Raw genomic sequence first — 24,522 nt, forward strand, 5'->3', positions numbered from 1 at the left:
GGCGGCTATTTCACGGCGCCCATGGTCAGACCTTGTACCAGATGCTTTGAAACCATCAACGCGAAAATGATCACCGGGAACACGATCAGCGTACCGGTGGCCATGATCTCGCCCCAGGGCAGGTCGTAGCCACTCATGAAACTGGTGGCGGTCACCGGTGCCGTGCGCGCAACGTTACGCGTCAGCACCAGCGCATAGAGCAGCTCGTTCCAGGAAAAGATAAAGGAGAAGATCGCCGACACCGCCACCCCGGGCATCGCCAGCGGCAGGGCGATGCGCCAGAAAATAGTGAAACGCGAGGCACCGGACAGTCGCGCGGCTTCGTCCAGATCCTTGGGCACACCGCGAAACTGGTCGGTGCAGATCCACACCACGATCGGCAGGTTGAACGTCAGGTAGATCAGGATCAGCACCAGATGGGTGTCGATCAGCCCCAGGGTCCGGGCCATGAGAAAGATCGGCAGGGCGACGACGATCGGGCTCAGCATGCGGTTGGTGATGAACCAGAACCACAGGTCTTCCTTGCCCTTGAATTCAAAGCGCGCCAGGGCGTAGGCCGCCGGTGTGCCCAGACCGACCGCGAGCACCGTGGTGCACACGGCGACGATCAGCGAATTGCCCAGGCTGTGCAGCACATCGCGCTCGAACAGCACCTTGACGTAGTTGTCCAGGTGCGGGGTAAAGGCCCAGATCGGCGGCGAGGCCAGCGCCTCGGCCTGGGTCTTGAGGCTGGTGGCGACCATCCAGTAGAACGGGAACACCGCAAACAAAAAGATCGCCAACAGCCCCACCAGATGCCAGGCGTTGACCTTCATCCGCGGGCGAACCCGCTCAGGGGCAACCACGGTTTTTGCCGCAGCAACAGTGGCCATGTCAGATCTCCCGGTAGACGAATTTGATGTACAGGCGCGCCAGCACGATGGTCAGGACCAGCAGCAGGATGGCCTGCGCCGACGCCACGCCCTGGTCGAACACCCGAAAGCCGATGCGCTGGATGTACACGCTGACCAGCTCGGTGGCCGCACCCGGACCGCCGCGGGTCATGGTGAATACCGTGTCGAACATCTTGAGAATGTCGGCGGTGCGCAGGATCAGAATCACCGTGGCGCTGGGCAGCAGGAACGGCAGTTGCACGTAGCGCACGATCTGCCAGCGGCTGCGGGTTTCCAGACGCGCTGCTTCTTCGATTTCCGTGGGCACCATGGTCAACCCGGCCAGCAGCACCAGGGCGCAGAAGGGCGTCCACTGCCAGATGTCCATCAGCGCCACGGCGATGAAGGCATTGGTGGTGTCGCCCAGCCATTCCACCGGCCCGGCGTTGAGCATCGCCAACAGGGCATTGGCCACACCGAAGTCGCGGTTGAACACCAGTCGACCGATGAGCCCGGCCACCGCAGGCGCGGTGGCCAGCGGAATCACCAGGCTCATCCGCGCCAGCAGCTTGAAACCGGACAGGCCGGGCTTGTGCAGCAGCAGGGCAATGATCAGCCCCAGCGCCAGCTGAATCGGCACCACGGTGACCAGAAACAGGCCGGTACGTCCCAACGCGTCCCAGAACGAAGCGTCATGCAACACGCTGATGTAATTGTCCAGACCGATGAACGGCGTCGGATCTTTCGGTCGCGCCAGGTTGTACTGGCGGAACGAATTGACCAGCGCGAACACCGTCGGAAAGATCCCGATCAACGCCAGCGCCACGGTGGCGGGCGCGAGAAAGGAAAAGGCGACCCGGGTGTTGTTCCACAGGGTCGGGAACACCGGTTTTTTGCTATCGGACATATCCAGGTCTCGATGAAATTTTGCTTGTGCCCAAGGCGTGGGAGCGAGGCTTGCCCGCGATCTGCCGGTTACCGGCAGCAATTGTGGAAGACGCGCTTTATCGGATGCCCCGCAGTTACCGGTCTTACTGACGCTACGCCCCAGATCGCGGGCAAGCCTCGCTCCCACGGCCTGCGGCCAGAATCAAGAGCGGGCCACACGCCTTTATTTCAGCAACTTGACCTTGCCATCGTAATAACCGGCCTTCTTCAGAATCTCCTCCATCTTGCTGCCGATGGTCTTGGCGCCGTCGGCCACGCTGGATTTGCCGAGCATGATGGCGGTGCCGTTCTCGCCGACCACTTCGGAGACTTCAGGCCATTGCGGGAAGCGTGGGCGATAGTCAGGCACGCCGCCTTCCCATGACGTCACCATGGGCTGCACGAACGGGTACTTCTTCTGCACCGCCGGGTCCTTGTAGACCGACATCCGCCCACTCACCCCACCGGCCTCCAGATAAGGCTTGGCCATGGCTTCGGAGGTCACCCATTGAATAAACAACCACGCGGCGGCTTTCTGTTTGTCCTCGGAGTGAGCATTGACCCCGAGCGAGAACCCGCCCAATGCAGGCTTCAGACCCGCCGGCCCCTTGGGTTCGGTGGCCACGGCCAGGCAATCGGTGATCTTGGATTTTCCAGGGTCGGCCAGGGTGCTGTAGAACGCCGACCACTCAGTGATCATCGCCACCTTGCCCTGGGCCAGAGCGTTGACTGCCTCGTTGTGGTCATAGTCGACGATGCCCGGCGGCATGAATTTCATCAGGTCCTGACGGAACTGCAGGCCCTCCTGTGAGGCCTTGGAATTGAGGTTGGACTTGAAGTTGGCGTCCAGCAGCGATCCACCGAACGGCCAGAGGAAACGCATGAAGCTGTCCGCCGACTGAGTCTCGCCGCGCCGCGATTGCAACGCATAGGCGTAGCGGTCCTTGGCTTTGTCGGTGAGCTTGGGGGCGTAGACCTTGAGCAGTTCATCCCAGGTTGCAGGCGGCTTGTCGAAACCGGCGTCCTTGAGCATGCATTTGTTGTAGAACAGCAACCCCGAGTAGTTATCGAACGGCAGGCCATAGGTCTGCTTGTCCCACGTGCCGAACGACTCCAGCAGGATCGGGAAGAAACCGTCCAGCTTGAGGTCCGGGTCCGCCAGTTTGCTGTCCTTGGTGAACGTGGTGACCGGCTCCAGCCAGCCATTGCCGGCGAACTCGCCGATCCACACCACGTCGGTCAGCACCACATCCAGCTGTTCGCCAGAGGTGAAGCTCAATACCTGGCGCTCGCGGCTGTTTTCATAGGGGATGGTTTCGTAGCTGACCTTGATGCCGGTCTTCTTCTCGAACTCGGGCAACAGTTTGATGGCGGCGGCATAACCGGGACGATCGAGGAAGATCGCCTTGATCTCGGTGCCCTTGTAAGGCGTGGCGGCCTCTTCGAGAGTCCAGGCTTGCGCGGCGCCAGAGCCCAGGGCGATCGACAGGGCCAGGGCATTCCATACCAACTTCTTCATTACGTGACCTCTTTATTATTGTGGGTGAGGATTACGCGTTACCAGCGCTCACGCGCATCGGCAGTGACATCACTTGGATTCAGTCCGGGTTGGGCAAAATGATGGTTTTCAGCGCGCCGTCGAGAAACTCCGAGGGGTAGCTGAACGCTTGTGTGGCCTGCGACAGGTCGAAGCGGTGGGTCACCAGGCAGTCGACATCCACCGAGCCTTGGGCGACCAGTTCGATGGCCCGGTCATACACGTGGCCCATGCGCCGCGACAGGCGAATATCCAGGCCCTTGCGCCGCAACAACGATGCACTCAGCGGTGTGTACTGATCGCCATCGGGAATACCCACCAGCACCACGCGGCCGCCGATACGCGCACACTGCGCGGCGATCTGGAAACCTTCAGGGGAGTTGGTCGCCTCCAGCACCAGATCGACACCTCGGCCGTGGGTCCACTGGGCAATCGCCGCGTGGTCGGCGGCCACTTCGTCAGCGCCCAGTTGGCGGGCTTTTTCGGTGCGGTAGTTGATCGGGTCGATGGCGTAGATGGCTTTCTTGCACATCATCCGCGCCAGTTGTAGCAAGCACAGGCCGATCGGTCCGCAGCCGATAATCGCAACGGTCTCGAAGAGTTTTTTGCTGCCGGCCAGGTCCATGGCGTGGATGGCCACGCCCAAGGGTTCAAGCATGACCGCCTGCGCCGGGGTGAAGTGATCGGGAACGGGGTAGATCTGACTGGGGGCGACCGCGATGTATTCGGTCATCGCGCCATGGGTGTGGGGAGGCGAGCCGAGAAACTGCACGTGAGGGCAGAGATTCACATGCCCGCGAGCGCACCATTCGCACCGCCCGCACGGCTTGGCCGGATCGACCGCGACCAGTTGCCCGGCCTTGAGGCCCAGCGCAAGATGGTCCTCCATCACCCGCGCGGCGAACTCATGGCCGGCGATGAATGGCTCAGTGATGCGCGCGTGACCGATGGCGCCTTCCTTGTAGTAGTGCAGATCGCTGCCGCAAACCCCGACCGCACTGACCCGCAGCAGGATTTCATCGCCAACCGGCACCGGCAGCGGTTTGTCTCCGATGCGGATGTCGCGGATGCCATGGATGTATGCAGCCCGCATTCGGTGCGCTCCTTGACATTTGTATTTTTAGAATTACAAATGATCGTAGGACGAAATGATTGGCTGTCAAGTTGTCGAGTGAACGCGTTACTGGTAGGCGTGAGCTGGCTCGCGATGCCGGCGTGTCAGTCGCCTTTGATGTCGCAGACAGATTGCAATCGCGAGCAAGCTCACGCCTGCAGGGAATGGGGCGTGCGCGGACCACAACAACAATAATTTCAGGGGACACGATTTTGACTGAGCTCAGTTTGAGTGGCGTCGAGAAAGCCTATGGCGAGATCAAGGTCTTGCATGACATCCACCTGAGTATCGAAAGCCGTGAGTTCGTGGTGTTCGTCGGGCCTTCCGGTTGCGGCAAGTCGACCTTGCTGCGCTGCATCGCCGGGCTTGAAAGCATCACTCAGGGGCAGATCCGCATCGGCGCCCGTGACGTGACCTACCTGGAGCCGGCCGACCGTGGCGTGGCCATGGTCTTCCAGTCCTATGCGCTGTACCCGCACATGTCGGTCTACGACAACATTGCCTTCGGCCTGAAGATGCAGAAGACGCCCAAGGACCAGATCGAAGCCAAGGTACGTAACGCCGCGCGCATCCTGCAGCTGGACCCCTTGCTCGACCGCAAACCCAAGGCCCTGTCGGGCGGGCAGCGTCAGCGGGTGGCGATCGGTCGGGCCATCGTCCATGAGCCTGAGGTGTTCCTGTTCGACGAACCCTTGTCCAATCTGGACGCATCGCTGCGGGTGCAGATGCGCATCGAGATCGCCAAGCTGCATGCCGACTTGCAGGCGACCATGGTTTATGTGACCCACGACCAGGTCGAGGCCATGACCCTGGCCGACAAGATCGTGGTGCTCAACAAGGGGTGCATCGAGCAGGTAGGCTCACCGCTCGAGCTGTATCACCACCCGCGCAACCGCTTCGTCGCAGGCTTCATCGGCTCGCCGCAGATGAGTTTTCTGCAGGTGTCGGCAGCCGCCGTGAACGAACAGGGCGTGCAGGTGATCGTGCCCGGTGGGGGGCGGCTGCTGGTGCCGGTCAACGGCGAAGGGGTAAAACCCGGTGACCCACTGACATTGGGCTTGCGCCCCGAGCATCTGTCCGAAAGCGGGCAGGGCGAGGCGCAGATTCCAGCCAGGGCACTGGTGGTCGAACACCTGGGCGGCGAGACCTTCACCCACGCCGAAACCACCGATGGCAGCGCCCTGATGATCAAGGGTGACGGCATGTCCTCGGTCAAGGCCGGGCAGCCACTGTCCATAGGCGTTTGCGGTCGCCGTTGTCATCTGTTCGATCCACAGGGCCAGGCCCTGACGCACCGGGTGCATTACACCGAATCGGCAGTAGATGTGGCTTCGCCCGATGCCGGACATGAGGCGTTGGCTTTGTAATCACTCTTGCCTCTGCAAGCCTCGTTGCAGAGCCTCGGCTTGTTTTATTTAAGCGTCAGCTGCTCACGCCGATACAGCCCTGAGGTCCGATGCGTTATCGGATCAGGATGATCAAATTCAAGGAGCTGTAGATGCGTTTTTCTTGCCTTCTTACCCTGTTGGGTAGTGTGCTGCTGACCGGTTGTTCTTCGCTGATGCAACCGGTAGACAACCAGGCGGTCCAGGCGGCCCCTCAGGATCGCGCCCAGGTGGTCTTCATGCGTAGCGCGTTCAGCGGTAGGGGCATCGATGCTTCACTGTACGACGTTACCGCAGGCACGACGCAGTTCGTGGGCATTCTGTCCAATGACACCAGGATCGCTTACCCGGCAGCTGCGGGACATCGCGTGTTCATGGTCGTCTCGGAGGCTGCCGACTTCATGGAGGCCGATCTGGTCGCTGGCAAGACCTACTACGCAATGATCACGCCCCGCATTGGCATGTGGAAGGCACGCTTCTCCATGTGGCCGGTCGCGCGGGACCCGAAGGCCGAATACAGCTTTCAGTCCAAGGACTTCAACGACTGGATTGGCGACACGAAGCTGGTCACCAATTCGCCGAAATCGCTGAACTGGTTTGAAAAAAACAAGTTCAGCGTCGAGGCCAAACGCGTGGAGTACTGGCCGGTCTGGCAGAAAAAAAGCCCGGCGGACCTCGAACTTCGCACGTTGAAAACGGCTGACGGCCAGTAACGCATTCGCATGGCGGGTGGGTCGCTGCATCTGGACCAGGTTGCGCGAACCCGTAGCAGCACGGCTTGCCGGCGGTCGCGGTCTCGAAACACCACTGCCGGCAAGCCGGACTGCTACAGCTGAGGCGCGGCGTGGCTCTCGCAGTGCATAAATGCTGAATCATTGAGCCACCGCGCCTCGGGGTAGTAGATGAACACCAACTGGCCGTTCTTCAGGGTGTCGATCAGAGGGCCGGCGATGGCGGTTCGCACGGCGGGGCAGCCGTGGCTTCTGCCGATCCGTCCGTTCTGGCGGGCGAAATCGCTGCTGACGTACTCGGCACCGTGGATCACCAGATCGCGCTCGAACGCGCGGTCATTGAAGCCCGGCTCAAGGCCGTCCATGCGCAACGAATAGCCGTTGCGCCCTGCGTATGACTCGCGGGTGCTGTAGAGGCCCAGGCTGGAGGACAGGCTTTGTGCCTGGTTGGAAAAGTGCGTGGCCATGTTGTCGCCGCTGTTTCGGCCATGGGCGACCCACTCACGGAACAACAAGGTGCGCCTGGTCAGGTCGAACACCCACAAGCGCTGATCGGTCGATGGCAATGAGTAGTCGATGACTGCCAGCCGGGCTGCCTGACTGCCGCTCTTCGCCATCCAGCATTGCGCTGATCGCACGGCCAGTTCGATGACCTTGGGGTTGGCATCCGGTGCCGCCTGACTCAGCGCGCCTTGCATCGACTGGCCGGCCTGCGCATGTGCTTGGGTTGAAACGATCAAGGCGATCATCAGCGCAGTCAGAGACGGACCTGTCAATTCACTGACCCTTGAGTTCGCGCAGTTGGGCATCGAGCGATGGCGATGCCCATTGCTGCATCCAGCCTATGGGCAGCGCGATGAAAGGTTTTTCGGCCATGGCGTTCTCCAGAAAGGTGATCCGTGCCGAGAGGGCGGTGAGCAGGGGCGTAGTAAGGCGGGCAGATGCAGCGGCGGTCTGAAGACGCTAGCACAGCAGGGCGGGCTCGCCAGTTGGCGGCGGACCGTGCAGGCGAAAGTGTGGAACATTCATTGAATAAAGTTAAAAGGCCACTATGCTGCGTTCAGCGAGCCGTTCTCAAGCCGCTGTTGTCCCTCTGCGTCCTCCAAAAACAAAACCCATAACCTGTCGACGACAGTTGCGATGTTCCGCTTCATCACGGTTTGCGCGCCTTGCAACGGCGACACCGTCGTGATGCGGGTGCAGCAGCGATCGGCCTTGAACAGAAGGTTCGACGATGCGCCTCATGACCTTTTTGATTTGCCTGATGCCGGTGGTTTTCATCGGTCAGGCGCTGGCCGCCGATGCGGTCCCGGAGCCTGCAGCGGTGGTCAGCAAAGCTCAGGTACTGGAAGAAAAAGCCGCCGACAAGGCTGGCGCCACGCCTGCGGTGCCCAAGAGCGAAATCATCACCCAGTCCGAAGCCCAGGCTGTGGACCCTGCTGGTGTTGCCGCGGTGGACGATGCGCTGGTCTGCCTGTCGCGCACCATCTACTGGGAAGCCAAGGGCGGGACGGACGCCGACATGGAAGCGGTGGCCAACGTTGTGCTTAATCGCCTGGGCCATGAAGGCTACCCGGACACCATTTGCGCAGTGGTCAAGCAAGGGGTGGAAAAAAAGGCCTGCCAGTTTTCCTGGTGGTGCGACGGGCGTTCGGATCAGGTGCAGGAAGACGATCGTTACGCAGCGTCCAAGGAAATCGCGCGCAAGGCGCTCAACCAGCAGCTGACCGACCGCACCAAGGGCGCGATGTACTTCCATGATCGCAACGTCAGGCCCGCCTGGGCCTCGCAGTACATCCGCACCGCTGAAACCGGAAAGTTCATGTTCTACAAACCCAGGGAGGGCAAGGCGAAGTAGGGCGCAGGTATCGCCGAATGCGTGCGACGGCTTTTTGTTCTGCCCGCCCTGCGGGCAGAATCAAGGGCGGCACCCCCGCATCTACGCGACACGGCAGGTCTCACTGCTTGACCCCGAACAGCGCCGTCCAGTAGATCCCGGCGTCGCTCTTGGGGTCGGTCGCATAGGCCGCGCCGAGGTCGCGGAAGGCCGGGTTCATCAGGTTGGTGCAATGGCCCGGGCTTGCCAGCCAGCCTTCGACCACCTTGCGCGCGCTGTCTTGCCCGGCGGCGATGTTCTCGCCGATCTGCTGCCCGGGATACCCCGCCAGTTCCGCCCGGTCGCCCGGGGTGCCGCCATTGCGCCCCTTGTGGTCGAAATAATTGTTGTTGGCCATCGAGCGTGTGTGCGCTTCAGCCGCGGCGCTCAGGCTGTCGTTCCAGCTCAGCGGCGCCGCCGCGGCGTACGTTTGATCACCACATTGATGCGGCACGCTGCGCGCGGCGTTGATCAACCCGAGCATCTTCTGTCCCTCGGCCTGGGAGTTGCCCAGACCACCGCTCTGTAGCGGTCGCGCCAGCACGATGCGCCAGTCGCGGTCGGCACGGCTGACGCCGATATCGACGAACTGAGGGTCCAGCACCACTTGGCAGAAGCTTTCCTGAACCGCCTTCATCGCCGATTGCGCATCGCGGGGGCCGGAAAGGGTAATGGCCTGTACCGTGACCATCGGGTAAGACGCCCGCGCCAGCACCTGCTGCAGATTGACGCTACCGCTGGCAGGCAGGTTCAGACGCGGGTCAAAGGTCAGGGGAGGAAGTTCCTGGGACGCCACGTTCGCGCACGCTTGCGCTTGACTGCGATAGCTGTTGATCGACTGGATCAGTTGCGTTTCCTCGCTGGCCAGCGCTGTCCCGGTCAACATCAGCAGCCATGAACAGGCAGCAAGACAGGTGGTGAATGATGTGAAGCGCATGAAGATCTCCCTTGAGCTGACTGCGGCCATGATGCGCGATTTGCCTGTATCGACATAGTCTGAGCCGAACAATCAACGGAGGTTGCAGTGCGCTGGCAAGTTTTTGCAATGGCAAAAGCAAAAAGGCCAACCAACGGCGGTGGGGCGGGTGAGCCCGATGCCACCCCAGAAGGGCTCATTACCGAGAAATTTACGAATGACCTAAAACGAGGGAACTGCGACATACGGCCATGAAATTTCCTTTGTAATCTTAATCTCACTCGAAACCCAATCCACCGCGTGAGGAATGGGCGACGCATCGGGCCTGCGCGCCGTCGACAGCAAAGTCGGCCGCATCGGCCAACTGGCCTGCTGGGAACACCACAACCCGCTGATCCGCTACGCGCTGATCGAAGACGGTGAGCAGATCCACGGTTCGATGTACCCGGGTTCGTTCGCCGGTGATCTGTTCACCCGGCAGATGGAAGTCAGCATCCGCATGCATGCCTTGGAGCGCGCGTGCTTTGTGGTCAACTCCACTGCCTGGCTGTACCCGGAACAACGGGCGCAAATCATCGCCGACACCGGCTGCGATATCGGCAGCTCGCGAAGCCGGGCGGAGTGGCGTTACAGCGCCGCCTTGACTTGCACACCCAGAATCAACGTGTTGTCGATGTCCTCACCATAAAACGCACCGGGCTCGATGATGTACTGCAGCGACGGGCGAATGGTCAGCCAGGGCGCGACCTGAGCGCCGTAAGTCATCTCGACCAGGCCCTCACCGCTGGCCAGATCCGGGAAGTCCTGCCCGTTGGCCAGCGCCGCGTCTTGCTGCACATCGCGACTGCGCGAGTTGAACACCGCGCGCCCGTAGCCGATGGCGATGGTGTCGTTGGGGCGGGAGGCGAAGGGTTTCTTCAGCGCCATACCGGCTGAATACCAGCGACGGAACGGCGAAGCCGAGGCGCTGGCGTTGGAGAACTGGCCAAAGGCCCGCACATTGCGGCCGCTGACTGCAGCGGAGTTCCAGATTGTCTGGTCCATCAGCAGGTAGGAGCCCTCTCGGCCGGCGACTTGCTGGTCGCTGCCGATACGTTGGGCGTCCGAGGTGTCGTAGTAATAGCCGATGCGATATTCGCCGGGCATATCGCCGAGGCGGTTGTAGATGGCCTCGATGGGCAGGATGTTGCCGGTACTGTCCTTGGGCGTGACATGCCAGGCGCTGCTGGATTGGCCATTGCTGGCCGTATCGACCTTGAAGGCTGCCACCTGCACGGCGAAGCTCGGACTGAAACGGTACCTGGCGGTGGCCCCGAGATGCGCGTTCGGGTAGTTGCCCCAGCCGCTGCCACCGGACATTGCCAGTGGATGACCACAGAAACCGGCGTTGAGGAAATTGCACAGGATGCCGCTGCTCAGACCACCCAGATCATTGCCCATCGCCATGAACCCGAGCTTGACGTTCAACGCCGGGGTGAAAACGCTGTTCTCGTAGCTCAGCTCGGTCAGGCGCGTGTACAGCCCACCGTAGTTTTCCTGCACCGGCAGGCGGTTGCCCACCAGATCGCCAGAGCCGTCGTTGCCGCGCCGATCGTTGATCGTCAACTGCACCTTGCCGCCGCTTTCAAGATCCAGCAGCTTGCCCAGATCGAACTGCGCGCCAAGCTTGATGTTCTGCGAATAACGCGTGCCACGCTGCTTGCCGCCGTGGGCGTTGTAGACGGTTTCGCCGCTGTAGTCGCCGCTGATCTTGATCCCCTGGGCCGTCAGCCGGCTGCGATTGCCTTCCCAGTCGCCGGTCATGGTTGAGCGGTCCAGCCAGTCGTCGGCCATTGATGGGGCGGAGGCAGCCATGGTCAGAACGGAACCGACGACCAGCGCTTTGGAGAGCCCACGGCGCGTGCCGGAATCAGCGAGGTGTTGCGTAGAATGGCGCATTGATCAACCTGAAGTGCGGTAGGTCGTCACAGGGACGGAGGCGATAGGGACAAGCGCGGCGCCTTGGGCGCTCGCAAACGGGCGCAATCAAACCACAAAATGGACTAACTGGTTAATCTGTTTTCGCGATTGCCACTATCGCCGCTGTTCATAGTGGTCACCCACTTGAAGACCGCGCCTCATTGTTGCGGCGCAAGCTCCCCATACCAGTAGGCGGCGGTGACACCGCCGTCCATGAGCCAATCGCTGCCGGTGATGAAGGTGCCTTCAGGGCCCATCAACAGCGCCGCCACGGCCGCCACTTCATCAGGCGTACCACCGCGTCCGGCTGCACTGAGGTTGATCATGCGTCGGTAACCCTCGCCCCGTGGGCCGTTCAATTCATCCCTGGCCAGCGGCGTGAAGATGATTCCCGGGCTGATGGTGTTGACCCGCGCACCGCGTTTGCCCCAGCGCACGGCCTCGGCCATGACCCGCAACGAATTGCCACGCTTGGAAATCTGGTAGGCGTTGAGCGGGTCGGTGACCTCATCGGCGTGCAGCATCGGCAGCTCCAGCAGGGCTTCGACCGGGGTGGTGGCCAGGGCTTTGTTCTGCTCAGCGGACAGCGCCGGCAAGCGGTGGCCGGATTGGGACGCGATGACGATACCCGAGCCTCCTTCGGCGATCACATTGCCGAATGCTTCCAGCACTAATGCGGTGCCGTAGAGATCGACTCGCAGGATGGTCGCCACCGGGGCTTGCGAGGGCGACACACCGGCGGCGTGGATCACGCCGGTAATCGCGCCGATGGCCGTGGCGGTGCGGACGAGGGCCTGAACCGATTCGCGAGAAGACACATCGACCACGGCCGTGGTGACCTCGAAACCGGCGTCGAGCAGGACGTTGGCGGCGGCTTCGGCATTCTCCTGACGCAAATCGGCCAGTATCACGTGCTTGCCCGCGCTGACACGCCGGGCGATGGCCAGCCCGATCGATCCGGCGCCGATGACAACGGTCACATTGTTGCTGTTCTTCATGGAAAACCTCGCGGAGCCAGCAGCGGCACTTTAGTAGGCGGGGGCTGGCGGGTAGGGTGAAAACGGGATCAGCGGTGGACGTTTTTTCTGCAGGCGAGCGGGGCAGCTTCGGTGTCTGCGAGTGGGTCAAGAGGTCACCTTATATTGCTGTACTATCCTCAACAATCCGCCCAACGTTGCATGGCTACATGAGGAGAATTCATAAGTGATTCGAGCCGACCTGCCGGAACTGACAGCCTTCATCGCCATCGCCGAACATCAGAGCTTCAGCGGCGCGGCCAGGGTGCTGGGTGTCTCGCCCTCAGCGTTGAGTCATTCGATGCGCAATCTGGAAGCGCGCCTGGAGATGCGTCTGCTTAACCGCACCACGCGCTCAGTGGCGCTGACCGAGGCCGGTGAACAATTGCTGCAGGGCGTGCGTCCGTTGCTCAGGGACCTGACCAATGTGGTCAATGAAGTCACCTCCGCGCGCAACACGCCTTCTGGTTCGATTCGCATCAGCGCCTCGGAGTCGTCGATCCGGCTGCTGATCCGCCACGTGGTGCCAGGTTTTTTGCAGACTTACCCGCAGATCCATATCGAGTTCGTGGCCGACAGCAGGCTGGTGGACATCGTCGGCGATGGCTTCGATGCGGGAATCCGGGTGTTCGACGACGTCCCCAAGGACATGATCGCCGTGCGCTTCGGCCAGGATATTCGTTTCGCCGCAGTGGCCTCGCCTGAATACCTCAGCCGCCATGCCCCGCCGCAGGTGCCCCATGACCTCAAGGGCCATCGTTGCATCCGCTTCCGGTTTGCCAGCGGGGCGCTGTTTCGCTGGGATTTCGAATACCTGGGGCAGAGCACCAGCATCGATGTCGAAGGGCCGATGACCATGGACAACATCAATATGATGATCGAGGCGGCGCTCGGTGGCATCGGCGTCGCCTGGGCACCGCTGACTCAGGTCGAGGAGCACCTGCGCGGCGGACGGCTGGTCCGACTGCTACCCGAATGGAGCCCGACCTATCCCGGCGTCTGCCTCTACTACCCGGCCAACCGCCACCCGCCCATGGCTTTGCGATTATTTGCCGATGCCGTGCGCGAATGGGCGCACTCCGGTGAAACGCCTTGAGACGCCTGGGTTGCAGACACCCATAATCCCCGCGTCCGCTGAGCAGGACAACGGCAGACAGGCTCCGCCAGCTCAGGCGGGTTGCCCGGTATCGCGCCCCTGACTGCGGCGACTGCCAAGCAACACGGCAAGGGCCAGCACCGCCAATGTGCCAATCACCCCGGCCAGCACGCTGATCGCCACGTGGATGCCGAACAGGTCGATCAGATAACCCGTGACCACTGCAATGATGCCGGCTGGCACGTAACCGCCGATATTGAAAATCGCGTTTGCTTCGGCGCGGCGCTGAGGGACGATATGAAGGGCGATCAGGGTCAGGCCGCCCAGTTGGCCAAGGCCCTGCCCGGCACCGGCGAGCATCGCGGCGCCGATCAGCCAGGCGGCGGAGTCCAGTTGCAGGGCGATCCACAGGCTGCCCATCGACAGGAGGGTGGCAATACCGCTGAGCACGAAGACTTGCGTCATCTCGCGTTTTTTTGCCGCGAACTGCACGCCGACCGCTGTCAGAAACATCACAAAGGCCATGGAGCCTGCAATCAGCGGGCTGTTGGCGTGGAGCAAGGAGGCCAGCAGCTTGGGCCCCAGGGCCAGGACGAAACAGGTGGAGGTCAGGCCCGGACCGAAGAAGGACACGCCCAGCGCGACGACGCCCAGATGCTCTCTGGCCACCGACGGCAGCTTGGGACGAAAGCCGCCGGTGCCCAGCTTGCGATGGGGTTGCCGCAAAACCACCAGCAGCGCCAGCGACAGCAGGCCGATCTCGACGTTGAACACCGTGTCCACCGGATCGGGCAGGTACTGAGCGATGACCCCAGCCAGCAGCGGGCCGGTCCCGGCGCCCAGCACCATGGACACCGATGCGATCAGCGAGGCAAAGGATCTACGCTGCTCGCAGGCCTGCTCGACCACGTTGGCCATCCCCGCTGACACCACAATGCCTACCGAGATACCGCTGAGCAGGCGGGCCAGCATCAACATGGCGACGCTGTCGGCGTGTTCGAACAGCAGGGCGGCGATGATCGCAATCACCAGGCCGGGAAGCAGCAGCGCCTTGCGCCCGTAGTGGTCGGCCAGTTGCCCGGCCACGGCCAGGGTCAGCAGCAGGCCGAGAATGTAGCAGCTGAAAATCAGGGTCAGCGTCCCGGAGGCGAAGCCCAGGCTCTGTTGCCAGTGGGTGTACAGCGGCGTGGCCGCATTGGAGAGTATGAACACAGCGGTGACGATCCAGGCCGCCCTGAAAACGGGCAGCGTGGCGGATGGCTGCAAAGGGTTGTTCATGTGCAAGGCCTCTGATCGATTTCTTTATTGAGGCCGAGGATAGAGCGCGCGGCGAGGGCGCAGAATTGGCGGAATGCGCATACGGCATGTGAATAAATTCACAGCTGATCAGGCGATGCCAGGCACTCGATCAAGAAATCCAGTACCACACGAATCTTGCCAGCGTTGCGCAGATCTTCGTGGTAAGCGAGCCAGACCGGCAGACTCAGCGCGGTGTCGCAGGTCGGCGCGCGTCTGAGCCGGTATTCCGTGGCCAGAAACGCGGGCAGCAATACCAGCCCAGCGTCGCCAGCCGCCGCCTGGGCCTGGACGCGCAGGTCGTTGCTGGAGATGACCTGCGACCGACCGCCCTGGTGCGCTCTGAGCCATTGCTGCTGGACCGAATGCTCCATGCTTTGGTCGTAGCCGATGAACACGAAGTCCTCGCTGGCGTGTCCGGCAAGGTAGCGTTCGCTGGCGTACAACGCGAAAGGCAGGTCGGCAAGGTGTCTGGCGACCACCTGGGCCTCCTCCGGACGGGCATAAAGCACCGCGACGTCGCTTTCCTTGCGTGCCAGCGAGGCCGTGGACTTTGATCCGACCATGCGCAGATGAAGACCGGGGTAACGCTCGCGCAGCTTGCCGATATTCGGCGCAATCAGGGTCGCCAGAAACGCCGGGGGCGAGGAGATCACCACCTCGCCCTCGATACGATCATGCTCGCCGCCTGCGAAGCGTTGCAGGGCAAACGAGGTGCTGGACATCTGCTCGGCGAATTCACTGACGCGCAATCCATCGGCGGTGATGGCGTAGAGGCGCGCGCGCCGGTCCACCAGCTTGAGCGCCAGCGACGCCTCAAGCGAGGCAATGCGTCGCGCCACGGTGGCATGTTCGACCCCCAGTGAGCGAGCGGCCGCGGCCAGCGAACCCTCACGGGCAAAGGTCGAGAAAAAACGCAGATCGTCCCAGTCGAACATGCTCGGTGCGGTGTCCTGAAATTGAGGGTGAGATGATTCACGCGCGGCGCGAATCAATGATGGGTGCCGGGTGAGCGGGTGATTACCTTAGCGCAAATCCGCCGGCCTGCGCCCTGGACACTGGCCCTGCGCCGACCAGCCCCTCATGGTCGGGGCCGAGAACCGGGTATGATGCGCCCGTATTGCGATGACCCAGGTCGTCGCGGTGCAGCCTTTGCCCAGAGTCAGGACCCCCCATGTTTACCATCACCCGCCTTGAACACACGCCGCCCGAATCCATCGACAGCCAGATCATGCAGATGGTGATCGATTACGTCACCGATATCAGCATGGTCGGCATCGCCCCGAGCAATCCGTTGTACCCGCTGTACCAATACGGCGTCGGGCATGAGGTGCATCAGTACCTGCAAGCCATGAACGGCTCCCGGGGGTTTGCGGTGGAGCTGATCGTGGCGCTCGAGGATGAGGATCCATCGGTGGTCGCAGGCTTTGTGTTGTACCTGCCGGTGCAGGACGATCCCCAGGCGTGCGCAGTGGCGTACATGGCAGTCAAGACCGGCCAGCGCCGGAAGGGTGTCGCCCGGGCGATGCTGCAAAAGATGCTCGAACGCTACCCCCACGCCGAGCTGGCGTGCTTCGTCGGCAAGGTGCCGTACTTCGAGGCGCTGGGCTTTCAGGTATTGGCCGCGCGTGGTCCGCAAGTGCTGATGAACACCCGGGATCAGCAGACCGATGGCTTGCTCGCCGTGCTCGATATCGCGCCGATCTACAACTCGGTGGAAGTGCGGCAGATTCACGCCTATCTGCTCAAGCAGCACGGCAAACGGGCAATGACCGATGCGGAAAAACAGCGTGATCGCCAACTCGACCAGATGACCCGCCAGGCCCGGTTGTTTGTGCAACAGCGCTTGAGCGAATAGGCAGGCCTGCGGGGCAGAAGCAGATCGCCTGGCGGACACAGGATTTGTGGGAGATTCTATGGTTTCAAACAAGCTCCTCAAGCAGCTTTGGGCTATTGCGCCGCCTGCTTTTGATTCTGGCCGGAGGCCGTGGGAGCTTGGCTTGCCAGCGATCTGCCGGGCACCGGCAGTAGAATCAGACGGCTCGGTAGGTCAGGCGCATAGCGTTCACAGGGTTTGCTGGCGCTTCGCGCCAGATCGTCGGCAAGCCAACTCCCACGCCCTTCGGGCAGAAACGATTAACATTTTTTTCTTCGCCTCCTTTTTGCATCTGGCGGCACGCAGTGGAAGATTCCATCGTTGACTGCAAACACCTTTAGGCCGTTTTGCTGATGTATTCGTCCTGATTCTTCATCAGCGCGAACGCGACACGTGCGAGCTTGCGAGCCAGAATTACCAACGCTTCAGTGGTTGCCTTACCTTTGTTTCGATAGTGCTGATAAGTCTCTTTCAAAGCTGTCGAGCGACTCGCTGACATCGAGGCGTTATGCAGCAAACGGCGGATTTCCGAGCACCCTCGTTTCGTCAGGCGGCGGCGGCCGGTTTTCAACTCGAAAGGGTTCACTAAGAGGCGCAGGCTTGTTTCTATCGTCGCTGAGGAAAACGAAGCATTCTTTATCGGCGCTTTGGTGGAAGGGGTGAGGACGATTTCTCCCACGGTCTGTACTGGTGCTAACAGTCAGAAGCCGGCTTTAGGTCCCACCCGCCCCTTCGAGTCCTACCATACAAGCCGGCTTGCTGGCGAATGCGTCAGCCCAGACGCTACGAACCTGACTGGTGTCGCTGTAGGAGCCGGGCTTGTCCCGCGAGCGGCGACGCAGTCGGCGTAAATCCGGCTGACACGGTGGGCCAGACAGACCGCAGGCTGCAGAACTACGACGGGTTCCCCGCCGCTCGCGGGACGAGCCCGCTCCTACAGGGCGGTCTTGCGGGCGTCAATGCCGGAAAGCCACGCTGCCAGAGGCCATTGTCCGGTCAGAAGTACCAGGACGTCGAGCAGCGGTGAGGTGATTCTCGCTCAGCGAACCTGCTCATCCAGATCGATCCCGCCTGGCTGTTTGCTCCACATCTCCAGTACAAAGTCCGTCTCCTCGTGCCTGAGCGTGCGCTGCATCGGCAGATGTTCGTCGAGCAAGGCATGCGCCTGTCGAGCGTCCATCGGGCAGCCGTCGATGGGGTGCCGCCAATGACACGCCAGCACTGAACCCTGTGCGGTGAGGCTGGCGTCGAGCCGTTCTACGACCTGGGTGAACAGTTCGGGTGTCAGGTAGTACGCCCACTCGCTGATGACGATCAGATCGAACCTGCCCTCGGGCCAATCCCCTGGCAGGCATCCCTGGAGCACTTGCGCGCCGGCAAATGCTTGCAGTCGCTGGCCTGCCAGCTCCACCGCCCGGGCGCTCATGTCCATGCACAGCAGGGCGTCGCAGCGTTGCGCCAGTCTCAGGCTCAGCTCGCCGTTGGCGCAGCCGGGCTCGAACACTCGGGCGTAGCGCTGGCGCGGTAACGCAGCGAGGGTCAGGTCGCGCTTGCGCTGTTCATACCAACGAGTCTGAAATGCCCAGGGGTCGTCGCTGTTGGCAAACAGCTCATCAAAATAATCGGCAGGCAGGCTCACATGAACACCAGTTCGAAAGGCTGCAGCAGGCGCTCCAGCGTGGCGGGGCTGAGCACCGGTGGCTGGCCGGTGCTCGAATCGGTTTGCAGCTGACTGATGTGGGCGCTGATAGCCTGACGCTTGCGCAGCAATTGCGCGTCGCTGAGCAGAAACTTGCGCGCCTGATCCCAAGGGATTCGTGGATCGTTCGGCTCAGCCCAATGCCAGGCCCAGACCGGCATCTCCAGCAGCGTGGCGCCGGTATTGGCCGCAGCCTGCGCTGCGGCATGACCTGTCGCCTCGTGATCGCAATGGCCGTCATGGCGCCAGGTGGTGAGCAGAATGTCGTCCGCTCGCAGGCCCTGGCTGAGCTGGTGCACCAGAGCGTCGGCACTGTCGGCCACTTGCCCGTCGGCGATGCCCAGACGCCGGTAATCAAGGCGTGACACCTCCAGCCCCAAGTGGGCGAGGGCGCGCTGGCTCTCCTCGCGGCGCTGGCTAATCAGACGCGAGGGTGGCCATTGTGTCGAGTGCGGGTGGCTGCCTTCGCCATCGGTCACCGCAATCAGCTGAACGTCCTGCTGGCGATGGTTCATGGCCGCCAGCAGCCCGCCGCATGCGAGTATCTCGTCGTCCGGATGTGGCGCGATCACGACCAACCGGCGCCCTGGCGGGATCAGCACGTCGAGGTCGATGGGCGTCACGCTGCGCAACGCCGAACTGTGCTGCCACTCGCTCAGCGGCGTTCCGGGCACGCCAAAGGGCAGTATGGGCTCAGGCTTCATAGGGACCAGTCCTGGGTCGATTGGGCAGTGATCAACTGGCCCAGCTGTGCCAGATCTTTTTCGGCATGGCTTTGCCGAATGAACACCGGCAGATCCACGGCCAGTCGGGCGAAATGTGCATCGCGGCAAAAGGGCGTGGCGCCCAGGGCTCGGCCAACGTGGCGAACTACCTGTTCCACCGCCGTTTCGACCTGTGCGCGCAGGCGCTGGACAGGCAGGCGGGCGTCAGCGTCGGGATGAGCGTCAATCCACGCCGCACACTCGCGTAATGCCGCCGATGCCCCGCACAGGGCCGCATCCACGGCGCCCAGATGGGCATCGGCGTGCGGGTCCGGTCGACCTTTCTGACGTTGTTGATGCAGCGCCCGGGCCAGTGCCGCCGCAGCGCCATACCAGGCGGCCGCAATACCTGCGCCGCCTTGCCAGAATCCTGGCCGCGACAAATAAGCACCGCTGGCGCCGACGCAATGGCCCACGGCATTGTCGAAGTGCACGTCGACGCTGGAGGTGCTGCCCATCCCGACGGCTTGCCAGGCCTGTGCATCGATGCTGATCCCCGGCTGATCCAGGGCCACGGCCACCAGGCAGGACTGTTCATCATCGTCCCAGGCCGTGATCAACGCGTGGTCGATCTGCTGCGCGCCGGAACACCAGGCCTTGCGACCCTTGAGCCGCACGCTGTCGCCCTGTCGGCTCGCAGCCACGCGTGCGTCGGGCGGTTCGGCGGCCCACACGCCCCAGATCCCGGCTTCGGCAGCCTGGCCGGTCAGCTCGCGAATAATGGCCAGGGCATCAGTGTGCCCTTCATAAAGCTTGAGCAGCGCCAGATCGACGCCGGCCACTGTCGCCAATCGCTGCCAGCGCTGCAGCGTTTGTCCGCGGCCCGGCATCGGCAGTTGATCCAGCCCGCTTTCTACGCACTGCTGCATCGCCTGAAGCAGACGGTCGTCAGTCGCTGGCTCCTTGCGGCGTTGGCCGAAAGCCGTCAGAACCGACTCAAAACCGTGCGCGTCTTCCTGCATAGCGAAACTCCCTGGCTCGATTCAACCCGACGCGAGATGCGCCCGTTACCATTGAATTCGGCACCCGGGACCCGGAGGGGTTCAAAAAAAGTGGCCGGGTACAGCCGGTCTGTCGACGGTGGGGGCGCTGCTGAAGTGCCATCTGCGCGGCGCTGGCTCGGTCGGCATGCGCGGTTTTGTCGCACCCGGCAGTCCGGCGTCGGTCCGTGTCATGGGCTGCAACGATGTAGAATGGCGCCCCATGAAATTCGCCCGAACCCATCAATCGCTCGTTGCCTGGACGCTATATGGCTTCATCCTGTTCAGCGGGTTGGTGTGCAGCCTCAGCCATGGGCAGATGTTGCGGGCGTTCAATCAGTTCAGTCCCGGTGTCGACTGCAGCGAGCAGCATCAGCCTGCCGTACGGATGGACATGGCGCAGATGGGCGATCATGCCCAGCTGATGAAACTGTCCATGACCGACTGCGCGTTTGCCGGCAGTCTGGCGTTGTCGCTGGTGTTCTTCATCGGTCTGGGCTGGCTGGCGCGCAGTGCGCGCAAATGCGTGGCGCGCTCCGATTACCGGCTGCGAAAACCTCCACGACGCAGTTGTCCCGGGCTCTCGCCCCAGGCGCCTTGAGTCGGCGCTGCAACATTTGGGTTACTGTTTAGCGTCGTCTTTCGTCACGCCCTGCGGGCCGCGAAGGACAGATAAAGCCAGCTTCAATGCTGGCTCCGCTTCAGAGAGTTCGTCACATGAATGAATTACTGAGCCGCCGTCAGGTGGTCACCGGCATGGGCCTGTTGGGGCTGGGCCTTCTGGCAGGCTGCGATGGTTCGACCACCGCCCTGGACTTCAAATACGGCAAGGATCTGAGCAACAAGATCATGGGCCGTACCTTCAAACTCACCGACACGGACGGGGAAATCAGGACGCTGTCGAGCTACCGTGGCCTGATGCCGATGGTGTTTTTCGGCTTCACCCAGTGCCCGGCAGTGTGCCCGACGGCGCTGGCCCGTGCGGCACAGATCAAGAAAATCATGGGCGAGGACGGCAAGACCTTGCAGGTGATCTTCATCACTGTCGACCCGGAGCGCGACACCCCCGAAATCCTCGAGGCCTACGTCAAGCAATTCGACCCAAGCTTTGTCGCGTTGCGTGGCACCCTTGAGCAGACGCAGCACGTGGCCAAGGAATTCGGCGTGTTCTACGAGAAGGTCCCGGCTGGCGATACTTACACCATGTCCCACACGGCCACCAGTTTCGTCTTCGACTCGCGGGGCAATCTGCGCCTGGGTCTGTCGCCGTCGCTCTCCGCCAAGCAATGTGCGCAAGATCTGACCACTGTCATGGAGGTCTGCTGATGACCGTCGTTTGTTCCCCTGTCGCCGTGCGCTCGGCGATTCGCGTACTGGCCTGCTCGCTGCTGGTCGCGTTGAGTTTTTCCGCTGCTGCGCAGACCCGTGTGGATGATGCCTGGGTTCGCACCACAGTGCCGGGCCAGCCTGCTTCGGGTGCGTTCATGCGCATTACCGCTGACACCGACAGCAAGCTGCTGAGCGTCAGTTCACCGGTTGCCGGAAACGTCCAGATTCACCAGATGAGCATGACCAATGACGTCATGCGCATGGGACCGGTGGAGTCGGTGCCCTTGCCGGCCGGCAAGAGCGTTTCGCTGGACCCGGACGGTTACCACGTGATGCTCATGGGCCTGGTCGGTCAGATCAAGGACGGCGATCAGGTGCCATTGACCTTGACCGTGGAAAACGACAAGGGCGTACGCGAGACCTTGCACATCACCGCACCGGCGCGGGCGATGATGGACACGATGGACATGGACCACGATCACGGCTCCATGCACTGAGTCAGCGCAGGAAGCCCGGCAGCTGGCCTCTGATGGCCGTAACAGGCTTGGCGGCGGTGGCGACCCGATAATCGCTGCCGCCGGCAAGCCGGACTGCTACAGCGGACACATCAGCACAGGCAACCGCGCCGGACCGCTACAGGGATGCTTGGCTGGCTTTTGATTCTGGCCAGAGGCCGTGGGAACGGGCTTGCCCCGCGATCTGCCGGGCACCGGCAGCAAACCCGGGCGCCTTGGCCGTGTCAGGCAGACCGCGTTTATTTGCTGCTCAATCCCCCCACATCCCCAGCAGCAGCACCAGATTCAGCCCGAGGATCAGCAAGGCGATGGCCCACGCCAGGGTGGTCAGCAGGGGGCCGGTGACGAGGTTGCCCATCAGCTTGCGGTCGGAGACGAAGCGTACCAGCGGGATGATCGCGAACGGCAGTTGCATCGACAGGATCACCTGGCTCAGCACCAGCAATTTTGCCGTGCCTTGGGCGCCATAGAGGCTGGTCACGACAATCACCGGAATGATCGCAAGCCCGCGGGTCAGCAGGCGACGTACCCAGCCTGGCAGTTTCAGACGCAAGAAGCCCTCCATGACGATCTGCCCGGCCAGGGTGGCGGTGACCGTGGAGTTGATCCCCGAAGCCAGCAGCGCGACGGCGAACAGCATCGAGGCCATGCCGACCCCGAGCATCGGCGACAGCAAATGATAGGCTTGCTCGATCTCCACCACATCCGTCTTGCCTGCCTTGTGAAACACGGTGGCGGAGGTGATGAGGATCGCGGCGTTGACGAATAACGCCAGGGTCAGTGCAATGGTGCTGTCGGTCACTGCCCAGCGCAGGCCTATCTTGCGGCCCTCATCGGTACGCGGATAGGCGCGGGTCTGGACGATGGAGGAGTGCAGATACAGGTTATGCGGCATCACCGTGGCGCCGATGATGCCGATGGCCAGATACAAGGCCGCCGGGTTGGTGACGATTTCGGCCTTGGGAATGAATCCTGCGAACAGCTCGGCCATGTCCGGGCGGGCCAGCACCATCTGGATCGCGAAGCAGCCGAAGATGATCAGCAACAGGGCAATGACGAAGGCCTCCAGCGCCCGGAATCCCTTGCCCATGAGCAAAAAGATGAGGAACACGTCAATCGCGGAAATCACCGCGCCCCAAACCAGCGGGATGCCAAACAGCAGGTTCAAGGCAATGGCGGTGCCTATCACTTCGGCCAGGTCGCAGGCAATGATCGCCGTCTCGCAGGCCAGCCACAGGGCAATACACACCGGCCGGCTGTAACGCTCCCGACAGGCCCGGGCCAGGTCCCAGCCGGTGGCGATGCCGAGCCGGGCCGAAAGCGCCTGCAACACGACTGCCATTACGTTCGACAGCAGGATCACCGACAGCAGCAGATAACCGAATTGCGATCCGCCGGCGATATCGGTCGCCCAGTTGCCCGGATCCATGTAACCGACGGCGACCATGTAGCCAGGCCCGGTGAAAGCCAGCAGGCGCTTGAACCAGTTGCCGCTTTTGGGCATGGCGACACTGGCGCTGGGCATGCCGCCGCCCAGTGTGTCGTCACCGGGATTGGCCCGGTTTTTTATCGGTTGCATCGGTCGCTGTCCCGCTGTTGAGAAGGTAGCCTGGCAAGCAGGACTGAGGTCCTGAGCGGATTACTGAATGTCCATGGGCGTAGTCAGGGTTAGCTTAATAACGAAGGAGTCGCCAGCGAATTCAGGTAATCACCGAAACCTTCCCGGCAGCGACAGTTTTTCCGCGCGCTGGTAATGACGCCATTGCGCGCCGTCCAGACGATATTGGCGCCAATGCGCTGCAGATCCCGGACCAGATGCACGTCCTCATGAGCGGGCAGAGCCCGGAAGCCGCCGGCGCGTAGATAGGCCGCAGCAGAAACCCCCAGGTTGGCGCCATGGATATGCCGATGATCGTCGACCGGCCGATACACCGCGTCATAGCGCATACGCACCTGCTCGCTGTGCTCCGACCAGTCGGTGACCTCGACGATACCGCACACCGCATCGACCTGGTGGGTGATCTGCTCGGCCAGCCAGGCGTAGGGCACGACACTGTCAGCGTCGGTGAAGGCCAGCCAGCGGGCACCACGCTCGAGCAGCAATTGTGCCCCGACAGCGCGGGTCATGCCGACATTGCGATGGTTGCAGACATGCGTTCCAACGCCATGGGACTGAGCGATGTGCAGCGAATCGTCGGAACAGTCATCGAGCATGATCAGAATCTCTACCGCCTCGCCCCCCAGCTCCTGGTGGCTGGCAGCTGCAACCAGCGACTTGATGCAGTCGTCCAGAAAGTCTTCTTCGTTATGCGCAGGGACAATGATTCCGATCATGGGCAAGTCTCGTCTGGGCGCCTGCGATGATCGCGTAGGCCTTTCGATGTCGACCCGAGGGGCGAAAAAATGGTTGCAAGTATTTTCGTTTGCGAAGACCAACAACCACGTCAGCGCGCGCCTGAACCCTCGGCAGGGAAGAAAAATTGAATTTGTCGCGTCCACGCCGTTCATAGGCTGTGAGTGCGAGAACTCCCCTGGTGGTCTGTACGTCGCTGTCTTCCACCAGGGTTATGAATGCGAAAACGCATCGACGCCGCAGATAGCGGCGTCGATGCGTTTTTTTTGAGCGCGGTCGCG

General features: G+C 62.1%; 24 protein-coding genes and 2 pseudogenes. 10 read left to right on the top strand and 16 right to left on the bottom strand.

Features of this window, described 5'->3' with window-relative positions; all coding sequences use genetic code 11:
- Window positions 1–5 precede the first annotated feature (5 nt).
- The 4 genes from ACI2KS_RS14070 to ACI2KS_RS14085 all read right to left on the bottom strand — a co-directional run bounded on the left by ACI2KS_RS14070 (window position 6) and on the right by ACI2KS_RS14085 (window position 4,429).
- Window positions 6–872 (bottom strand): carbohydrate ABC transporter permease, encoded by an 867-nt coding sequence (locus ACI2KS_RS14070; RefSeq protein WP_404621154.1) that lies wholly within the window; start codon window positions 870–872, stop codon window positions 6–8.
- A 1-nt stretch (window position 873) separates the two neighbouring features.
- Entirely contained in the window at window positions 874–1,779 is a 906-nt protein-coding gene (locus ACI2KS_RS14075; protein ID WP_404621156.1) for a carbohydrate ABC transporter permease, read from the bottom strand.
- Window positions 1,780–1,983: 204 nt separating this feature from the next.
- Complete coding sequence (locus tag ACI2KS_RS14080) at window positions 1,984–3,318, bottom strand: ABC transporter substrate-binding protein (protein WP_404621158.1); 1,335 nt, start codon at window positions 3,316–3,318, stop codon at window positions 1,984–1,986.
- 79 nt (window positions 3,319–3,397) lie between these two features.
- Window positions 3,398–4,429 carry a zinc-binding dehydrogenase gene (locus ACI2KS_RS14085; protein WP_404621160.1) on the bottom strand — a complete coding sequence of 344 codons (1,032 nt, stop codon included), beginning with the start codon at window positions 4,427–4,429 and terminating at the stop codon, window positions 3,398–3,400.
- Between the two features lie 233 nt (window positions 4,430–4,662).
- Between ACI2KS_RS14085 and ACI2KS_RS14090 the strand changes: the two genes are divergently transcribed.
- Window positions 4,663–5,817: an ABC transporter ATP-binding protein gene (locus tag ACI2KS_RS14090; RefSeq protein WP_404621162.1), complete on the top strand. Its 1,155-nt coding sequence runs from the start codon at window positions 4,663–4,665 to the stop codon at window positions 5,815–5,817.
- A 131-nt stretch (window positions 5,818–5,948) separates the two neighbouring features.
- Window positions 5,949–6,548: a hypothetical protein gene (locus ACI2KS_RS14095; protein WP_404621164.1), complete on the top strand. Its 600-nt coding sequence runs from the start codon at window positions 5,949–5,951 to the stop codon at window positions 6,546–6,548.
- Window positions 6,549–6,661: 113 nt separating this feature from the next.
- On the opposite strand, the gene ACI2KS_RS14100 is transcribed toward ACI2KS_RS14095, so the two are convergent.
- Window positions 6,662–7,315 carry a murein L,D-transpeptidase catalytic domain family protein gene (locus ACI2KS_RS14100; RefSeq protein WP_404621617.1) on the bottom strand — a complete coding sequence of 218 codons (654 nt, stop codon included), beginning with the start codon at window positions 7,313–7,315 and terminating at the stop codon, window positions 6,662–6,664.
- A gap of 485 nt (window positions 7,316–7,800) precedes the next feature.
- Between ACI2KS_RS14100 and ACI2KS_RS14105 the strand changes: the two genes are divergently transcribed.
- On the top strand, window positions 7,801–8,424 hold the full coding sequence (locus ACI2KS_RS14105) for a cell wall hydrolase (protein ID WP_404621166.1): 624 nt from the start codon (window positions 7,801–7,803) through the stop codon (window positions 8,422–8,424).
- 100 nt (window positions 8,425–8,524) lie between these two features.
- On the opposite strand, the gene ACI2KS_RS14110 is transcribed toward ACI2KS_RS14105, so the two are convergent.
- Window positions 8,525–9,328: a CAP domain-containing protein gene (locus ACI2KS_RS14110; protein ID WP_404621619.1), complete on the bottom strand. Its 804-nt coding sequence runs from the start codon at window positions 9,326–9,328 to the stop codon at window positions 8,525–8,527.
- A gap of 334 nt (window positions 9,329–9,662) precedes the next feature.
- On the opposite strand from ACI2KS_RS14110, the pseudogene ACI2KS_RS14115 reads away from it, so the two are divergent.
- A pseudogene (locus tag ACI2KS_RS14115) lies at window positions 9,663–9,959 on the top strand (nitrilase-related carbon-nitrogen hydrolase); the annotation flags it as partial.
- A 26-nt stretch (window positions 9,960–9,985) separates the two neighbouring features.
- Here ACI2KS_RS14115 and ACI2KS_RS14120 read toward each other — a convergent pair.
- Together ACI2KS_RS14120 and ACI2KS_RS14125 are read right to left on the bottom strand one after the other, a co-directional pair.
- Entirely contained in the window at window positions 9,986–11,212 is a 1,227-nt protein-coding gene (locus tag ACI2KS_RS14120) for a carbohydrate porin (protein WP_404621621.1), read from the bottom strand.
- 263 nt (window positions 11,213–11,475) lie between these two features.
- Window positions 11,476–12,315: an SDR family oxidoreductase gene (locus ACI2KS_RS14125; protein ID WP_404621168.1), complete on the bottom strand. Its 840-nt coding sequence runs from the start codon at window positions 12,313–12,315 to the stop codon at window positions 11,476–11,478.
- 205 nt (window positions 12,316–12,520) lie between these two features.
- Between ACI2KS_RS14125 and ACI2KS_RS14130 the strand changes: the two genes are divergently transcribed.
- Window positions 12,521–13,429: a LysR family transcriptional regulator gene (locus ACI2KS_RS14130; RefSeq protein WP_404621170.1), complete on the top strand. Its 909-nt coding sequence runs from the start codon at window positions 12,521–12,523 to the stop codon at window positions 13,427–13,429.
- Window positions 13,430–13,501: 72 nt separating this feature from the next.
- Here the strand turns inward: ACI2KS_RS14130 and ACI2KS_RS14135 are convergent, their stop codons facing one another.
- Both ACI2KS_RS14135 and ACI2KS_RS14140 read right to left on the bottom strand, forming a co-directional pair.
- On the bottom strand, window positions 13,502–14,707 hold the full coding sequence (locus ACI2KS_RS14135; RefSeq protein WP_404621172.1) for an MFS transporter: 1,206 nt from the start codon (window positions 14,705–14,707) through the stop codon (window positions 13,502–13,504).
- Window positions 14,708–14,805: 98 nt separating this feature from the next.
- Window positions 14,806–15,663, bottom strand: a complete 858-nt coding sequence (locus ACI2KS_RS14140) for a LysR family transcriptional regulator (protein WP_404621174.1) — start codon at window positions 15,661–15,663, stop codon at window positions 14,806–14,808.
- Between the two features lie 236 nt (window positions 15,664–15,899).
- Here ACI2KS_RS14140 and ACI2KS_RS14145 point away from each other — a divergent pair, with 236 nt between their 5' ends.
- On the top strand, window positions 15,900–16,583 hold the full coding sequence (locus ACI2KS_RS14145; RefSeq protein ID WP_404621176.1) for a GNAT family N-acetyltransferase: 684 nt from the start codon (window positions 15,900–15,902) through the stop codon (window positions 16,581–16,583).
- A 355-nt stretch (window positions 16,584–16,938) separates the two neighbouring features.
- Here the strand turns inward: ACI2KS_RS14145 and ACI2KS_RS14150 are convergent.
- The 4 genes and pseudogenes from ACI2KS_RS14150 to ACI2KS_RS14165 all read right to left on the bottom strand — a co-directional run.
- A pseudogene (locus tag ACI2KS_RS14150) lies at window positions 16,939–17,169 on the bottom strand (IS110 family transposase); the annotation flags it as partial.
- A gap of 471 nt (window positions 17,170–17,640) precedes the next feature.
- Entirely contained in the window at window positions 17,641–18,240 is a 600-nt protein-coding gene (locus ACI2KS_RS14155) for an SAM-dependent methyltransferase (RefSeq protein ID WP_404621178.1), read from the bottom strand.
- Window positions 18,237–19,004 (bottom strand): PIG-L deacetylase family protein, encoded by a 768-nt coding sequence (locus ACI2KS_RS14160; protein ID WP_404621180.1) that lies wholly within the window; start codon window positions 19,002–19,004, stop codon window positions 18,237–18,239. The genes ACI2KS_RS14155 and ACI2KS_RS14160 overlap by 4 nt, the downstream gene beginning before the upstream one ends.
- On the bottom strand, window positions 19,001–20,026 hold the full coding sequence (locus ACI2KS_RS14165) for an acyl-CoA dehydrogenase family protein (protein ID WP_404621182.1): 1,026 nt from the start codon (window positions 20,024–20,026) through the stop codon (window positions 19,001–19,003). Before ACI2KS_RS14165 ends, ACI2KS_RS14160 begins: the two co-directional genes overlap by 4 nt.
- Before the next feature lie 241 nt (window positions 20,027–20,267).
- Here ACI2KS_RS14165 and ACI2KS_RS14170 point away from each other — a divergent pair, with 241 nt between their 5' ends.
- The 3 genes from ACI2KS_RS14170 to ACI2KS_RS14180 all read left to right on the top strand — a co-directional run bounded on the left by ACI2KS_RS14170 (window position 20,268) and on the right by ACI2KS_RS14180 (window position 21,870).
- Window positions 20,268–20,645, top strand: coding sequence for a DUF2946 family protein (locus ACI2KS_RS14170; RefSeq protein WP_404621184.1), 378 nt, complete (start codon window positions 20,268–20,270; stop codon window positions 20,643–20,645).
- A 116-nt stretch (window positions 20,646–20,761) separates the two neighbouring features.
- A complete protein-coding gene (locus tag ACI2KS_RS14175; protein ID WP_404621186.1) occupies window positions 20,762–21,370 on the top strand; it encodes an SCO family protein in 609 nt (202 codons plus the stop codon).
- Entirely contained in the window at window positions 21,370–21,870 is a 501-nt protein-coding gene (locus ACI2KS_RS14180) for a copper chaperone PCu(A)C (RefSeq protein WP_404621188.1), read from the top strand. Before ACI2KS_RS14175 ends, ACI2KS_RS14180 begins: the two co-directional genes overlap by 1 nt.
- A 268-nt stretch (window positions 21,871–22,138) precedes the next feature.
- Here ACI2KS_RS14180 and ACI2KS_RS14185 read toward each other — a convergent pair whose 3' ends face one another.
- Window positions 22,139–23,413, bottom strand: a complete 1,275-nt coding sequence (locus ACI2KS_RS14185; RefSeq protein ID WP_404621623.1) for an Nramp family divalent metal transporter — start codon at window positions 23,411–23,413, stop codon at window positions 22,139–22,141.
- Between the two features lie 143 nt (window positions 23,414–23,556).
- Window positions 23,557–24,222: a glycosyltransferase gene (locus tag ACI2KS_RS14190; protein WP_404621190.1), complete on the bottom strand. Its 666-nt coding sequence runs from the start codon at window positions 24,220–24,222 to the stop codon at window positions 23,557–23,559.
- Here ACI2KS_RS14190 and ACI2KS_RS14195 point away from each other — a divergent pair.
- Window positions 24,221–24,511: a hypothetical protein gene (locus ACI2KS_RS14195; RefSeq protein ID WP_404621192.1), complete on the top strand. Its 291-nt coding sequence runs from the start codon at window positions 24,221–24,223 to the stop codon at window positions 24,509–24,511. The genes ACI2KS_RS14190 and ACI2KS_RS14195 overlap by 2 nt on opposite strands.
- The last annotated feature ends 11 nt before the right edge of the window (window positions 24,512–24,522 follow it).

Source organism: Pseudomonas sp. NPDC087358 (assembly GCF_044900785.1).
In the GTDB taxonomy this organism is placed as follows: domain Bacteria; phylum Pseudomonadota; class Gammaproteobacteria; order Pseudomonadales; family Pseudomonadaceae; genus Aquipseudomonas.

Coding starts and splice junctions, on each gene's coding strand:
- ACI2KS_RS14075 (WP_404621156.1), bottom strand. CDS start 1,779: ATGTCCGATAGCAAAAAACCGGTGTTCCCGACCCTGTGGAACAACACC.
- ACI2KS_RS14195 (WP_404621192.1), top strand. CDS start 24,221: ATGGGCAAGTCTCGTCTGGGCGCCTGCGATGATCGCGTAGGCCTTTCG.
- ACI2KS_RS14100 (WP_404621617.1), bottom strand. CDS start 7,315: ATGATCGCCTTGATCGTTTCAACCCAAGCACATGCGCAGGCCGGCCAG.
- ACI2KS_RS14190 (WP_404621190.1), bottom strand. CDS start 24,222: ATGATCGGAATCATTGTCCCTGCGCATAACGAAGAAGACTTTCTGGAC.
- ACI2KS_RS14085 (WP_404621160.1), bottom strand. CDS start 4,429: ATGCGGGCTGCATACATCCATGGCATCCGCGACATCCGCATCGGAGAC.
- ACI2KS_RS14180 (WP_404621188.1), top strand. CDS start 21,370: ATGACCGTCGTTTGTTCCCCTGTCGCCGTGCGCTCGGCGATTCGCGTA.
- ACI2KS_RS14185 (WP_404621623.1), bottom strand. CDS start 23,413: ATGCCCAGCGCCAGTGTCGCCATGCCCAAAAGCGGCAACTGGTTCAAG.
- ACI2KS_RS14175 (WP_404621186.1), top strand. CDS start 20,762: ATGAATGAATTACTGAGCCGCCGTCAGGTGGTCACCGGCATGGGCCTG.
- ACI2KS_RS14165 (WP_404621182.1), bottom strand. CDS start 20,026: ATGCAGGAAGACGCGCACGGTTTTGAGTCGGTTCTGACGGCTTTCGGC.
- ACI2KS_RS14120 (WP_404621621.1), bottom strand. CDS start 11,212: ATGGCTGCCTCCGCCCCATCAATGGCCGACGACTGGCTGGACCGCTCA.
- ACI2KS_RS14160 (WP_404621180.1), bottom strand. CDS start 19,004: ATGAAGCCTGAGCCCATACTGCCCTTTGGCGTGCCCGGAACGCCGCTG.
- ACI2KS_RS14140 (WP_404621174.1), bottom strand. CDS start 15,663: ATGTTCGACTGGGACGATCTGCGTTTTTTCTCGACCTTTGCCCGTGAG.
- ACI2KS_RS14125 (WP_404621168.1), bottom strand. CDS start 12,315: ATGAAGAACAGCAACAATGTGACCGTTGTCATCGGCGCCGGATCGATC.
- ACI2KS_RS14070 (WP_404621154.1), bottom strand. CDS start 872: ATGGCCACTGTTGCTGCGGCAAAAACCGTGGTTGCCCCTGAGCGGGTT.
- ACI2KS_RS14105 (WP_404621166.1), top strand. CDS start 7,801: ATGCGCCTCATGACCTTTTTGATTTGCCTGATGCCGGTGGTTTTCATC.
- ACI2KS_RS14080 (WP_404621158.1), bottom strand. CDS start 3,318: ATGAAGAAGTTGGTATGGAATGCCCTGGCCCTGTCGATCGCCCTGGGC.
- ACI2KS_RS14145 (WP_404621176.1), top strand. CDS start 15,900: ATGTTTACCATCACCCGCCTTGAACACACGCCGCCCGAATCCATCGAC.
- ACI2KS_RS14095 (WP_404621164.1), top strand. CDS start 5,949: ATGCGTTTTTCTTGCCTTCTTACCCTGTTGGGTAGTGTGCTGCTGACC.
- ACI2KS_RS14110 (WP_404621619.1), bottom strand. CDS start 9,328: ATGTTGACCGGGACAGCGCTGGCCAGCGAGGAAACGCAACTGATCCAG.
- ACI2KS_RS14135 (WP_404621172.1), bottom strand. CDS start 14,707: ATGAACAACCCTTTGCAGCCATCCGCCACGCTGCCCGTTTTCAGGGCG.
- ACI2KS_RS14170 (WP_404621184.1), top strand. CDS start 20,268: ATGAAATTCGCCCGAACCCATCAATCGCTCGTTGCCTGGACGCTATAT.